Below are 12,790 nucleotides of genomic sequence, written 5' to 3'. Positions count from 1 at the left end.
GCGCTAGCTCCCGCTCGTCGGCGCCTTGGGGAGGCGGACGGTAAAGACCGATCCGCTGCCCAGCTCAGAGTCCACGGAGATCGAACCGCCGTGCTGTTCCACGAGGGACTTCACAATGGCCAAGCCCAAGCCCGAGCCACCCGTATCGCGGGTCCGTGAACTATCCGCACGGTAGAAGCGCTCAAAGATATGGGCTGCATCTTCGGGGGAGATGCCCTTGCCGTCATCGGCGACGTCGATAAGCACGTTCTCCTCATCATCCCGCAAAGTCAGCGTCACCGATGCCTCGTCACCACCGTGACGGATACCGTTAGATACCAAGTTGAGCAACACTTGGTGCAGGCGGTCCGCGTCACCGTTGACTATCGGAATCTCGGAGGCTTCATTGTTGACGTTGATCGTGCGGCCAGAAAAGGCCGCGCGTGCCGAAGAGCCCACGGAAAGCACGAGCTCCAGCATGTCTACCTCGCGCATATCGAGGCGCGATCCCTCCGCACGCGTCAGGGCTAGCAAGTCCTCCACCAGCAACGACATGCGCTGCGACTCGGCATCGATCTTGCTGAAGACAAATTCCGGATCTTTAGTCGCCCCCGAACGGTACAGCTCCGTGTAGCCGCGCAGGCTGGTCAGCGGCGTGCGCAGCTCGTGGGAGGCATCGCCGACGAAGCGGCGCATCTGCTGCTCCTTTTCCTGCGCATGGACGACGGAGTTCTGCAACTGTCCCAGCATGACGTTAAGCGCCGCGGCGAGCTGGCCTACCTCGGTATGTAGCGGCCACTCTGGCACGCGCTTGTCCAGGTTGCCGGCCGCGATTTGGGAGGCCGTTTTCTCGACCACGCGCAGCGGCCGCAGCGCCCGGTGGATCAGCCACATACCCACGAGCGCGATAATGAGCATGACCAGCGCCGCGATGATGACCTGGACTATAGCGAGGCCTTTCAGAATGGAGTTTTCCGTCGTCATGTCTTTAGCGACGACCACCACGGAGCCATCCGTCTTGAGCTGCGCCACGGCACGCCATTCGGTTTCGCCTTGAATTGAGCGAACGGTGCTAGGTTCACCACCAACGACCACCGAACGAGCATCCGGCAACGCCGCCGTCGGCCGCGTGGTTACCACGGAGCCATCGGGATAATACGCCAGTGCTACATAGTCCGTCGGGGGTCGGCGGCTCCCGTCCTGCGGCGTGTAGAAAGTCGCGTCGAGATTGCTGGCCCAAGAACTCAGGGCATCATTCAGCTCGGTGTCCACGCGGGTGTAGAGCACGTTGCGCATGATCGACGAGACCGCCAAGGAGGACATAGCCAGGCCCAGGCCCGAAACCAGCACCATCAAGACGAGCAGCCACGTGCGCAAGGGCAGCGCTTTAGGGCGCTGCATGCGCCGGCGCAAGGCGCTATTGCGCACCGGCGTGGATCCGGAATCCGGGTTCGCGGTGGATTCGCTCATAGTGAAAAAGCCTACGAGCGCGGTGTGCGCAGCACATAACCAACGCCGCGGACGGTGTGGATGAGCGGTGTATCGCCGGTATCAATCTTGCGGCGCAGGTAGGAGATGTAGGACTCGACCACGTTGCCATCGCCGCCGAAGTCGTAGTGCCAGACGTTATCCAGAATCTTGGACTTGGACAGCACCACCTCGCGGTTCTGCATGAGGTAGCGCAGCAGATTGAACTCGGTGGGCGAAAGCTCCACGATCTCCCCTGCCTTGGTGACCTCGTGGGTGTCATCGTTGAGGGTGAGGTCGGCATAGGTCATGGTGGCGTCACCGTTCTGGTCATCCACTGTGCTGCCGCGGCGCAGGATCACGCGCAGGCGGGTGATGACCTCTTCCAGGCTGAAGGGCTTGGTGACGTAATCATCCGCCCCAATGGTCAGGCCATGGATTCGCTGATCCACGCTGTCTTTGGCGGTGAGGTAGAGGACGGGGCCGTCGAGGCCTTCCGCGCGCAGCTTGCCCAGCAACTCAAAACCATCCATGCCCGGCATCATGACGTCCATGATGTAGGCATCAGGGTTGATCTCCCGCGCGATGCGCAGGGCTTCGTTGCCGGAGTTGGCGCTGTGTACATCGAAGCCCTGAAACTTCAGGGAAACAGTAAGTAGTTCAACGATATTGGGCTCGTCATCGACGACAAGTACCTTGACGTCCTTTGAATCATCCATGGTCCCGCTCTGGTCCTTTCTCCGCTGTTCCTATGACTAGGTGGCGTGGGGGTTTCTCATTCAAAGTGAGAAGTATTGCACTACGCCTTCCCAGGGTACTGAGCGGAGTCTGGACGTGCGCTGTGAACAAATCAGTCCCACACGAGATTACCCAGATCCAGCCCTTCTGCCTGGGCTTGTGCTTCAATCAGCTGACGCAAGTAGCCGGCATTACCGCGATAGGTCTCATCGAAGCGCGGATCCTCGCAGTACATGCGAGCCAAGATCACTTGCTTGGACCTCGACACTGGGTACCACTGAGCAATGAGGTCGCGGTGCTTGTCGACGATTTCCTTCGCCCCCTCGCTGCCCGGTTCAAGCCCTGCGTTCGCGGACTCCTCTAGCTCGGCCGCAAAGTTTTCATGATCCACGGAGAATCCTTCCCAATCCTTCTTCCCCATCGATTCCGCAGCGGCCGCACTCGCCGCCCATTCTTTGCTGTCTCCCCACTTCTCGCGGGCTTCTTCCTGCAGTTGGGGCCATGCATCACCCAGATTGCGCACTTTTTGACTGGGGCTTAGGTTCTTATCCATTTCGGTCTCCTCAATCAGTCTTTCCACTGCGTACAACATCGCATCGACGTCGGCTCGCCGCTTCTGTAAAGCCTCGTGTTGGCCTCGGAGGCGGGCCAGAGTGGCGGAGGAAGGGGCATCGAGAAGCACTGCGATGTCCTTCAGCTCAATTCCCACGCTGCGATATATCAGGATGTCCATCCCGCGCTGCACGTCATCTTCGGTGTACAGGCGGTGATCACCCCCAGTGCGCCACTGTGGGCTGAGCAGCCCAATGTCATCCCAGTGCCGCAACGTGCGGGTGGTGACTTTGAGGATTTCGGCAACGTCGCCGATGCTGTAGTCATTACGCATGACGTTGAGCCTAAAAGTTGACGTCGCGTTAAGTGCAACTCCTGCCACTCAGCACATATTTTTGCCTACGATAATGAAGCATGACGCAAGCCTCGAAACGCACTGACCGCCTCACCGTGGCTGCTTGGGCCCTGTGGGACTGGGGTTCGGCTGCCTTCAACGCGGTTCTCGTGACGTTTATTTTCTCGGTCTATCTCACCGACTCGGTGGGCCAACACATTGACTCGCAGTTCACCCCGGCGCAGTGGTTGTCGTGGTCTATGACGGTGGCGGGTCTGGTGATTTTTGCGGTCACCCCCGTGATGGGTCAGCGTTCCGACCGGTTGGGCACGCGGCGGCGCGCGCTGGGCTTCTGGTCGCTGCTGACCTTCCTGGTCATGGCCAGCCTGTTTTTCATCCGCAATGATGCGCCCGTGTATTTCTGGCTGGGGCTTGTCGGCTTGGCGGTAGGTTCGGTGACCATCCAATTCGCCGAAATCAATTACTTTGCCCAGCTCAACCAGGTGGCCACCGAGGACAAGGTGGGCCGGGTATCTGGCCTGGGCTGGTCGGCGGGTTATTTCGGTGGCATCGTGCTGCTGCTCATCTGTTACTTCGGCTTCGTCTCCGGAGAGGGAGGCGGACTTGGGCTATCCACGGAGGGCGGCTGGAATATTCGGCTCGTGGCACTGCTCGCCGCGGCGTGGTTTGGGCTATCTGCCATTCCCGTGCTGCTGCGCGTGCCGGAGATTGCACCGTCGGGTGAAGCAGCGGGCGGCCTCACAGCGTCGTACCGTGAGCTGTGGCGCACGGTGCACACGCTGTGGCGAGAGGATCGCAACGCCTTTGTCTTCCTCTTCGCTTCTGCCATCTTCCGTGATGGGCTCTCGGCCGTGTTCAGCTTCGGGGCGGTGTTGGGCGTATCCGTCTATGGGCTTTCGCCTGGCGACGTCCTCATCTTCGGCGTTGCCGCCAACGTTGCGGCCGCACTGGGCGCGGTTGCGGGCGGGCTGATCGACGACCACGTGGGCCCCAAAGCCATCATCCTCACCTGCCTGACAATTCTGACGTTGATGGCGGGCATCATGTTCTTCGCGCAAGGCCCGACGGCCTTCTGGATCTGCGGGCTCATCCTGTGCCTGTGCGTGGGACCAGCCCAGGCTTCCGCCCGCGGCTTCTTGGCGCGCGTTGCCCCGCCAGGACGTGAAGGCGAGATGTTTGGCCTCTACGCCACAACCGGGCGTGCCGTAGCGTGGTTGACGCCTTTCCTGTTCGGCGTCTTCGTCTTCCTGATGGGCCAAGGAGACCGGGGAGGCGTGCTCGCCATAGGGCTAGTCCTCCTCGTCGGAGCGCTCGTGCTCATCCCAGTCAAAGACCCCGCGAAAGCATAACGCTGTCGCGGGGTGGAGCCGCAGGGCGTGGGTTCCTTGTGGTGCGTCGGCCCCTTCTAGCGTGAGAGCGAAGCGCTCACGCTAGAAGTCCTGTGGACGCGGAATGTTGCGCAGGTTGGACTTCGCCATGGAGAGCATCTGACCCACGCCGCCACCGAAGACGGTGCGGGTCGCTGCCTTGGAGAAGCCCAGCAGCTGCTCGAAGGTGAGTGTCGGCGGCAGGGAGAGGGCGTTCGGGTCCGTGACGACGTCGATAAGCGCAGGGCCGTCGTAGGCCAAGGCCTCCTTGATAAGGCGCGGCGCGTCCTTCGGATCCTCGATGCGGAAGTGCTTGATGCCTGCGCCTTCCGCGATCTGGGCGAAGTTGACGTGCTCGTGGTCGGTCTCATGCTCCGGCAGGCCTTGGACCAGCATCTCCAGCTTGACCATGCCGAGGGAAGAGTTGTTAAACACGAACATCTTCACCGGCAGGTTGTGCAGCTTCACGGTGAGCAGCTCGCCCATGAGCATAGACAGCCCACCGTCGCCGGAGAAAGTGATGACCTGGCGTTCCGGGTGCGCCGCCTGCGCACCGATGGCCATCGGCAGTGCGTTGGCCATAGTTCCGTGGCGGAAGGAGCCAATCTGCTCGCGCTTGCCGTTCGCAGTGATGTAGCGCGCGCCCCACACGTTGCACATGCCGGTATCGACGGTAAAGATGGCGTCTTCATCGGCCTGCTGGTCAATGAGGTCTGCGATGTACTCCGGGTGGATCGGCGTGTGCTTCTCCACGCCAGAGGTGTAGGCCTCAACGACGTGGTGCAGCTTGTCGTAGTGATTCTTGAGCATCTTGTCGAGGAAGGAGCGGTCCTTCTTCTCATCGACGTGCGGCAGGATGTTCTCAATGGTGGCGGCGACATCACCCGTCACCGGGTACTTAATGCGGGTGCGGCGGCCAATGTGGGAGCCATCGATATCGACCTGGGCCACGTTGGCATCCGGCAGGAAGTCGTTATAGGGGAAGTCCGTGCCCAGCAGGATAAGCAAGTCCGCCTCGTGGGTGGCCTCGTGTGCCGCGCCGTAGCCGAGCAATCCGGACATGCCGACGTCGAAGGGGTTGTCGTACTGGATGTACATCTTGCCGCCCAGGGCGTGACCGATGGGAGCCTTGATCTTCTCGGCCAACGCAAGAACCTGCTCGCGCGCATCCTTGACGCCAGCACCGACGAAGAGAGCGACGGTCTTAGCCTCATTAATGGCCTGGGTCAGCGCAGCGGCCTCTGCCGGGTCCGGGTAGACAACCGGGCGTCCGGAGGAAATAACGGAGGAGGTGAAGGTGTCCTCTTCCGCCTCTTGAGTGGAGACATCGCCCGGAATGACGAGGACGGACACACCCTTGCCGGCCATGGTGCTCTGGATGGCATGGTGCAGGACCACACCTCCCTGCTCAGCGGAGTTGACCATTTCGCAGTAGCCGGAGCACTCCTGGAAGATGGCCTCCGGGTGGGTTTCCTGGAAGAACTTCGAGCCGATCTGGCGGGAAGGAATGTGGCTGGCTAGGGCGAGGACCTTGGCGCCGTTGCGGTGGGCGTCGTAAAGCCCCTGAATAAGGTGCGTATTTCCCGGACCGCAGGAGGCGGCACACACGGCAAGGTTGCCAGTGGTGAGGGAATCTGCCTCAGCGGCGAAAGCCGCGGCCTCCTCATTGCGGACGTGCACCCACTCGATGGAGGATTGACGCACCGCATCCACGATGGGATTGAGGGAATCACCAACGAGGCCATAGATGCGCTTGACCCCTTGGGCTTCCAGAGTTTCCACGAGCTGCGTGGCGTAATTGCGTGCCATGTTGTACCTCTCTAACTTTTATCGCTAACGGCCCCCAGTGTCCCCGCACCGGGCACATTTCGCCACCTTACAGCTGCCTTCTCACGTAGTAGAGGCTTTGTGACTTCGACAACAAACACGCTTCTTGAGCTTTGAAACTGTAACGACCGTTCGCTATAGTTTCGCAGCATGACAGATGCACGAACGGAAACCTCGGCAGAGATGCTTCGGACCTCAGCGACCCGCCGATGGACCTTCTTTGGCGTGGTCTCTTTAGGCCTGCTCATGATCGGCTTGGATAACTCAATCCTCTACACAGCCCTGCCGGAGCTCTCCGAGCAGCTCCACGCCACTTCGCTGCAGCAACTATGGATCATCAACGCCTATGCACTCATGCTTGCCGGTCTCCTGCTGGGCACCGGAACTCTGGGCGATAAAATTGGCCACCGCCGCATGTTCGTCATCGGCCTGTGGATTTTCGGCATCGCGTCTCTGACCGCAGCGCTAGCGCCCGGCGCGTGGGAGCTCGTCGCTGCCCGCGCCTTCTTGGGTCTTGGCGCCTCCATCATGATGCCCGCTACCCTGGCTCTGATTCGTCTGACCTTTGAAGATGAGATTGAGCGCAACACGGCCATCGGCATTTGGGGCTCCATTGCCGTCGTTGGCGCGGCCGCAGGCCCCACGGTGGGCGGCTTTTTGCTTGAGCACTTCTGGTGGGGATCGGTCTTTTTGGTCAACGTGCCCATCGTGATCATCGCCCTCATCCTCACTGCCTTCCTCGCCCCACCGAACGTGGCGAACCCAGCGAAGCATTGGGATTTCTTGTCTTCCCTTTACGCACTGATCACGCTGGCCTCCCTAGTGCTCGTCATCAAGTCCGTAGCCAGCTCCCACCTCAACGCCATGCTTATTGGTGGCGCGCTGGCCGCCTGCCTCATAGGCGCTGTCCTCTTTACTCGCCGCCAGCACACACTGGAGGAGCCGCTTCTCACCTTCGATATCTTCCGCTCCCCCATCTTCAGCGGCGGCGTGTTGGCCGCAGCCGGCGCCATGTTTGGCATGGCCGGGCTGGAAATGACCACCACGCAGAAGCTGCAGTTGGTGGACCTCTACTCCCCACTGCACGCTGGGCTCATCATTTCCCTCATCGCGCTGGCCGCGCTGCCGATGTCCGCGCTGGGCGGGGCTAACCTGCACCGCTGGGGCTTCTTGCCCATCATCGCCGGCGGCTTCCTCGCTATGGCAGCGGGCATTGGCTGCGTGGTGTGGGGCGGCACGCACGACGTGTTCCCCGCATACCTGGTTGGCCTGTTCATCACCGGCCTCGGCGCGGGGTTCGTGATGTCGGTATCCTCCACCGCCATCATCGGCGCCGCGCCTGCCTCGCGTTCCGGTATGGCCGCGGGTGTGGAGGAAGTTTCCTATGAATTCGGCACGCTGCTGTCCATTGCGGTCACCGGTTCGGTGCTGCCTATGCTCTATAAGAGCGGGCTGCCAGAGGACATCCGGGACCTAGGCATGGATGCACTCCACGACCCCTCGCTCGCGGAGGCCGCCGGCCCCGCATACACCGATGCTTACTTGGCCACCGCCGCCGGACTTGGCGTAGTCATGCTCATTTTTGCTGCGGTCACCGGCTGGTGCTTCCGCAGCAACCCAACCTCCGGAGGTGCCGATGCCACGCATTAGTAAAAAGGTTGAGGCGCTCGAAAAGGCGCTCGCCATCATCGAGAAGGATGGCGTTCACGCCCTCACCTACGATTCCCTGGCCACTGCCACGGGCATGAGTAAATCGGGGCTCATCTACCACTTTCCTACCCGGCACGAGCTGCTCATTGATTGCCATAAGCTGTGCGCGGAGCGCTGGGAGGAAGAGCTCATCGGTCTCTCCGGTGGCAAAACGGCGGAGCAGTTGAGTCCTCGCCAGCGCTACCGCGCCACCTTGGAGTCGATGGGCAAGAATGACCCGCTCATTGAATTGCTCATGTCCATCCACTCGCAGTCCCATCCGGACTTCCAAAAGGTGTGGAGGGACGTCGATGGGCGCTGGCTGCCTGATCCTGCCGCGGAGGATGAATCCGTCGTGCTGGCATCAATCATCGCAGACGGCCTGTGGGTGCACGATCACCTCACCGACCGCCCCCTGCCGCCGCAGAGACGCCGCGCGCTTATCGACGTCGCCTTAGGCCACCTCGCCGAATAACCCCCAGAATGAAAAAAGGGCCTTGAAAAGGCCCTTTTGAGCTGGAGACGAGACTTGAACTCGCAACCTACGCATTACAAGTGCGTTGCGCTACCAATTGCGCCACTCCAGCACCGCGGCTCATCCGCTAGGGGAATCGTACCTGAGCCCACCCCATACAGAGAAAGTCAGGGTGCTTGCGCTGCGAAAAAGTGAACGTAAAAGCCGCGAAAAGCACTGGCAGGTGCATAAATCGACGGCAGTTACTAAAGTGCTGACTTACCGAACCCAGAAGTGTTGTTGAGGTCTATCTTTTCCGTGTCTGTTCTTTCTTCCTTGCGCCAGCGCCTGCTGTACCGTTCGGCCTCCGTCGCCACCATCGACGCTGCAAAGGCCGCACCACCGCCCTCCCCTCTAGCCCCTGTCGATCTCACCGATCCGGCCCAGGTCACAGGCGTCATGGAAATCGCCGCACGCGTTGGTGAAATCCTCATTGCGGCGGGCTCAGCCAATACCGACGTGCAAGCGCAGATTCACCTCGTCGCTTCCTCCTATGGTCTGCACTACTGCCACGTGTCGATTCTGATGAACACCATCACCATCCACACCTCCATCGGCACCGGACCGGAGCGGCACAACCTCCATGTCTTCCGCGTGGCACCGAGCATCGCCGTGGACTTCACTAAGCTCTCCGCTGTCGACCGGCTCATCCGCTCCATCCACTCCGGTGCTACCCCGCCGGCAATGGCGGAGAAAATCCTGGATGACATCGACGCGATGAAGAACCCTTATTCCAAGACCACCATCGTCAGCGCGTGGGGTGCCATGGGTGGATTCATCGCCGTGATGCTGGGCGGCGACCTTCTCGTCGGGGTTGTCACCTTCCTCATTTCGGCACTCATTATGGGCACGAACATGTTCCTGGCGGACTATCGCTTGCCGCCCTTTTATCAGAACCTCGTCGGCGGCCTACTCGCCGTTGTCCCCGCGGCCATCCTCTACAACATCTTCGCGGGATTTGGCATCCAGATGCTACCTTCCCAAATCATCGGTTCCGGAATCATCATCCTGGTGGCGGGCCTGACCTTGGTGCAGTGTTTGGTGGACGGGATCACCCGCGCGCCCGTGACCTCATCCGCCAAGTTCTTTGAGGCGCTCATGTCCACCGGCGCCATCATCGCCGGCGTCGGTCTAGGTATCCAGGTGGCTTCGTGGTTGGGCTTCAGCCTGCCGCCACTGGCGACACTCGCCCCGCCCGTCTATCACCAGATCCCCCTTCTGGTGCTGTGCGGTGGAATCGGTTCTGCTGCCTTCGCACTAGCGCTGGGAGCGTCGTGGTCCGAGGTCACCATCTCCGGGCTCACCGCAGCCGCCGGTATGATTTTCTACTATTTCCTCGTCGTCTTATTAGGCGTCGGAGCTGTCGTCGCCTCCGGTATTTCGGCCGTGGCGGTCGGCCTCGCCGGTGGTCTCCTCTCCCGCCGCTACATGATGCCGCCGCTCATCACCATGATCGTGGGCTATACCCCCATGCTGCCGGGTCTGACTTTGTACCGCGGCATGTACGCCATGCTCAACGAACAGCTCATTACCGGCCTGACCAACCTGGCCAGCGCCCTCGCCATTTCCGGTGCACTAGCCGCTGGCGTGGTCTTCGGCGAGCGAGTGGCCCGCCGCCTGCGCCGCCCGCAATACTTCCGGCCTTATAACTCGATCAAGCGCTTGGGCACGTTCTCCTTCTCGCGTGCCACCCGCTTGGCCCAGCGCGCCCGCATTCCGCGCGTTCCCCTATCGCCCTTCGCTCCGCGTCACAACCTGCCAGCCCCACCGCCGCAGTACGGCCCCAAACCGCCGACGCCTGCACAGCAGGCGCGCTTCCAGCAGGGCGATGCCGTCACGGACATGTGGCCCGTCACCACGCAATTTCCAGCGCAGCGCCCCACCTACACAGTGCCCGGCAAAGATGACCCGAGCGCCCCAACGGACTCGCAATAGCGTAGAATAGCCGGTCTGAAAGCTTTCACACTTCATCCCAGGAGGACTCCGTGCCACCAAAGGTCACAGATACTCAGCCCGCCGCTGATCAGACTCATGCTGTAGAGGAAGAGACCGCCCGCGCCGCGCGTCGCGTCGTCGCCACCTATGCGGAGGATTTCCTCGACGGCGTGACCCTCATGTCGATGCTGGGCGTCGAACCAGAAGGCTTGGTCCACCGCAAGGTTTTGGCTGAGCAAGCCGATGCCGCTCCGAAGAAGAGCAGCAAGAAGGCAACGAAGAAGGCCTCCAAGAAGTCCACCAAGAAGACGACAAAGAAGGCTACGAAGAAAGCCACCAAGAAGGCCACTAAGAAGTCGAGCAAAAAAGCTACCAAGAAGGCAACTAAAAAGGCCACGAAGAAGGCCTAGTTATGTCCGGGCGCAGCAATAGCTTCGTAGTCGTGGCCAACCGGCTGCCGGTGGACCTCGAAACCGCCGCCGACGGCACCCGTGAGTGGAAGGCCTCCCCGGGCGGCCTCGTCACCGCGCTCTCCCCTGTCCTAGAAGAACACCGGGGCTGCTGGGTGGGCTGGCCGGGCGTGGCCGACGAAGCTCCCGAGCCTTTCACCACCGACAACGGCGTTCTACTTCACCCGGTACGCCTCACGAATGAGGATTTTGAGGCCTTTTACGAGGGTTTTTCCAACGCCACCCTGTGGCCGCTCTATCACGATCTCATCGTCACCCCCATCTATAACCGCGATTGGTGGGACACCTACCGCGAGGTCAACCTGCGCTTTGCCAACGAGGTAGCGGCCGTCGCTGCGGAGAATGCCACGGTGTGGGTGCAGGACTATCAGCTGCAGCTGGTGCCTGGCATCCTGCGCCAACTGCGCCCCGATCTCACTATCGGTTTCTTCCTCCACATCCCCTTCCCTTCCCCGGATCTCTTCCGCCAGTTGCCGTGGCGTGAAGAGTTGGTGCGGGGGCTTCTCGACGCCAACCTGATCGGCTTCCACCTCGAATCCAACGCCCGCAACTTCGTGGAGCTGGCTCGCACCCAGGGCCTCACAGTAGAAGGTGAGGTCAGCACCCGCGAGGTGACCGCCCGCATCGTGACGAATAGCGGTCATTCCGTCGGGGTCGGCGCCTTTCCCATCTCCATTGCAGCGAGTGAGTTCGCTGAGGGTGGCGATGCAGAGGACGTCGTCCAGCTCCGCGCTGAGTTGGGCAACCCCGCACACGTCATTTTGGGGGTCGACCGCTTGGATTACACGAAGGGCATCCTGCAGCGCCTCACTGCCTTCGAGGAACTCCTCGAGACCGGGGCGCTGGACCCGGACGAGGTGACCTTCGTCCAACTAGCTACTCCCTCGCGCGAGCGCATCGATCACTACCGCGCCACGCGCTCGAAGGTGGAGGAAGCCGTGGGCCGCATCAATGGACGCTTTGGGCGCTTAGGAGCACCCGTGGTGCATTACCAGCACAGCTCAGTCCCGAAAGACGTACTACGGCGCTACTACCGGCTCGCAGACATCATGCTGGTCACACCATTCAAGGACGGTATGAATCTGGTGGCCAAGGAATACGTGGCTTCCCACAGCGATGGCTCCGGCGCGCTCGTGCTCTCCGAATTCGCGGGCGCTGCAGCAGAGCTTACCCAAGCCAACCTGTGCAATCCCTTCGACATCGAGTCCATCAAACGCGCTCTACTCTCCGCGGTCAAGGCACTGGAGGAATCTCCTGATACCATGCGCGAGCGCATGATTGCGATGAACGAGCAGGTGCGTCAGCACGATATCGCACTGTGGTCGCAGTCCTTCCTCGGCGCACTGAACCAGGAGGAAGCATGATGCGGCGCCGGCCCGCCGCAGCGCTCACCGCTGTGCTCGGCACGGCGCTGCTCACGCTTGGTCTGAGCGGGTGTGGCTCCGCCGAGGAGGAGCCTGCGCCGCGCGGCGATGAGCGCATCCTGGACAAGGATTGGCAGGTCATTAACCTCTATACATCTCCGGATGCTCCTTCCTCCCTGCCCGCCGATACTGCACACGTGCCGCACATGAGCTTCGGTGAACACACCGCTGTGGGCTCGACCGGCTGTGTTTCCTTCACTGCCGAGGTTTCCTTCCACAAGGATGACAAGGCCTCCACCATCTGGGAGGGCGACGTGATGCGGGTGGAGAAAGCCACTTATGAGAGCCCGCCGCGCAGTGCTGACTGCGAGGGCTCGATACAGTGGGCCGATTCACTCATGCGCAACCTCATTGCTGAGGGCCATGAATTCGATTTCGGGCTTAACCCGAACAACCAGCTGGTGTTGACGCTGCGCACTGACAAGGTGGACTCACCGATCATCCGGATGGCCTCGCTGTAGCCTTGAAGTTTT

11 protein-coding genes and 1 tRNA gene are annotated in these 12,790 nt (G+C 61.2%); 7 read left to right on the top strand and 5 right to left on the bottom strand.

Translation table 11 applies throughout. The features are described from left to right. Positions 1-3: 3 nt before the first annotated feature. The 3 genes from QP363_RS05040 to QP363_RS05030 all read right to left on the bottom strand — a co-directional run bounded on the left by QP363_RS05040 (position 4) and on the right by QP363_RS05030 (position 3,070). Positions 4-1,449 carry a cell wall metabolism sensor histidine kinase WalK gene (locus tag QP363_RS05040; RefSeq protein ID WP_284763115.1) on the bottom strand — a complete coding sequence of 482 codons (1,446 nt, stop codon included), beginning with the start codon at positions 1,447-1,449 and terminating at the stop codon, positions 4-6. A gap of 11 nt (positions 1,450-1,460) precedes the next feature. Next, positions 1,461-2,165, bottom strand: coding sequence for a response regulator transcription factor (locus tag QP363_RS05035; RefSeq protein ID WP_070446030.1), 705 nt, complete (start codon positions 2,163-2,165; stop codon positions 1,461-1,463). Between the two features lie 131 nt (positions 2,166-2,296). Further along, positions 2,297-3,070, bottom strand: a complete 774-nt coding sequence (locus QP363_RS05030; RefSeq protein WP_070711531.1) for a MerR family transcriptional regulator — start codon at positions 3,068-3,070, stop codon at positions 2,297-2,299. Between the two features lie 80 nt (positions 3,071-3,150). On the opposite strand from QP363_RS05030, the gene QP363_RS05025 reads away from it, so the two are divergent. Then, positions 3,151-4,440, top strand: a complete 1,290-nt coding sequence (locus QP363_RS05025; protein ID WP_284763112.1) for an MFS transporter — start codon at positions 3,151-3,153, stop codon at positions 4,438-4,440. Positions 4,441-4,521: 81 nt separating this feature from the next. On the opposite strand, the gene QP363_RS05020 is transcribed toward QP363_RS05025, so the two are convergent. Beyond that, positions 4,522-6,267: a pyruvate dehydrogenase gene (locus QP363_RS05020; RefSeq protein ID WP_070446019.1), complete on the bottom strand. Its 1,746-nt coding sequence runs from the start codon at positions 6,265-6,267 to the stop codon at positions 4,522-4,524. A 168-nt stretch (positions 6,268-6,435) separates the two neighbouring features. On the opposite strand from QP363_RS05020, the gene QP363_RS05015 reads away from it, so the two are divergent. Both QP363_RS05015 and QP363_RS05010 read left to right on the top strand, forming a co-directional pair. Then, positions 6,436-7,935 (top strand): MFS transporter, encoded by a 1,500-nt coding sequence (locus QP363_RS05015; protein ID WP_070645592.1) that lies wholly within the window; start codon positions 6,436-6,438, stop codon positions 7,933-7,935. Beyond that, on the top strand, positions 7,922-8,449 hold the full coding sequence (locus QP363_RS05010; RefSeq protein ID WP_070446013.1) for a TetR/AcrR family transcriptional regulator: 528 nt from the start codon (positions 7,922-7,924) through the stop codon (positions 8,447-8,449). Before QP363_RS05015 ends, QP363_RS05010 begins: the two co-directional genes overlap by 14 nt. Positions 8,450-8,488: 39 nt before the next feature. Here QP363_RS05010 and QP363_RS05005 read toward each other — a convergent pair. Next, a tRNA-Thr gene (locus QP363_RS05005) sits at positions 8,489-8,561 on the bottom strand. A 185-nt stretch (positions 8,562-8,746) separates the two neighbouring features. Here QP363_RS05005 and QP363_RS05000 point away from each other — a divergent pair. The 4 genes from QP363_RS05000 to QP363_RS04985 are packed head-to-tail and all read left to right on the top strand — an operon-like array spanning position 8,747 to position 12,778. Next, the gene (locus QP363_RS05000; protein WP_216381155.1) at positions 8,747-10,423 is read left to right on the top strand and encodes a threonine/serine exporter family protein; all 1,677 of its coding nucleotides are present in this window, start codon (positions 8,747-8,749) and stop codon (positions 10,421-10,423) included. 50 nt (positions 10,424-10,473) lie between these two features. Then, the gene (locus QP363_RS04995) at positions 10,474-10,833 is read left to right on the top strand and encodes a hypothetical protein (RefSeq protein ID WP_070446010.1); all 360 of its coding nucleotides are present in this window, start codon (positions 10,474-10,476) and stop codon (positions 10,831-10,833) included. A 2-nt stretch (positions 10,834-10,835) separates the two neighbouring features. After that, the gene (locus tag QP363_RS04990; RefSeq protein ID WP_284763107.1) at positions 10,836-12,257 is read left to right on the top strand and encodes a trehalose-6-phosphate synthase; all 1,422 of its coding nucleotides are present in this window, start codon (positions 10,836-10,838) and stop codon (positions 12,255-12,257) included. Then, entirely contained in the window at positions 12,254-12,778 is a 525-nt protein-coding gene (locus QP363_RS04985) for a hypothetical protein (RefSeq protein ID WP_070446002.1), read from the top strand. The genes QP363_RS04990 and QP363_RS04985 overlap by 4 nt, the downstream gene beginning before the upstream one ends. Positions 12,779-12,790: the final 12 nt, after the last annotated feature.

Origin of the sequence: Corynebacterium sp. UMB6689 (assembly GCF_030215295.1) — a bacterium.
In the GTDB taxonomy this organism is placed as follows: domain Bacteria; phylum Actinomycetota; class Actinomycetes; order Mycobacteriales; family Mycobacteriaceae; genus Corynebacterium; species Corynebacterium aurimucosum.
This window is presented reverse-complemented; position numbering and strand designations above follow the sequence as displayed.

What these genes read in the sequence shown, in the direction of transcription:
- QP363_RS05040 (WP_284763115.1), bottom strand. Translation starts at nt 1,449, where the DNA reads ATGAGCGAATCCACCGCGAACCCGGATTCCGGATCCACGCCGGTGCGC.
- QP363_RS05035 (WP_070446030.1), bottom strand. Translation starts at nt 2,165, where the DNA reads ATGGATGATTCAAAGGACGTCAAGGTACTTGTCGTCGATGACGAGCCC.
- QP363_RS05030 (WP_070711531.1), bottom strand. Translation starts at nt 3,070, where the DNA reads ATGCGTAATGACTACAGCATCGGCGACGTTGCCGAAATCCTCAAAGTC.
- QP363_RS05025 (WP_284763112.1), top strand. Translation starts at nt 3,151, where the DNA reads ATGACGCAAGCCTCGAAACGCACTGACCGCCTCACCGTGGCTGCTTGG.
- QP363_RS05020 (WP_070446019.1), bottom strand. Translation starts at nt 6,267, where the DNA reads ATGGCACGCAATTACGCCACGCAGCTCGTGGAAACTCTGGAAGCCCAA.
- QP363_RS05015 (WP_070645592.1), top strand. Translation starts at nt 6,436, where the DNA reads ATGACAGATGCACGAACGGAAACCTCGGCAGAGATGCTTCGGACCTCA.
- QP363_RS05010 (WP_070446013.1), top strand. Translation starts at nt 7,922, where the DNA reads ATGCCACGCATTAGTAAAAAGGTTGAGGCGCTCGAAAAGGCGCTCGCC.
- QP363_RS04990 (WP_284763107.1), top strand. Translation starts at nt 10,836, where the DNA reads ATGTCCGGGCGCAGCAATAGCTTCGTAGTCGTGGCCAACCGGCTGCCG.
- QP363_RS04985 (WP_070446002.1), top strand. Translation starts at nt 12,254, where the DNA reads ATGATGCGGCGCCGGCCCGCCGCAGCGCTCACCGCTGTGCTCGGCACG.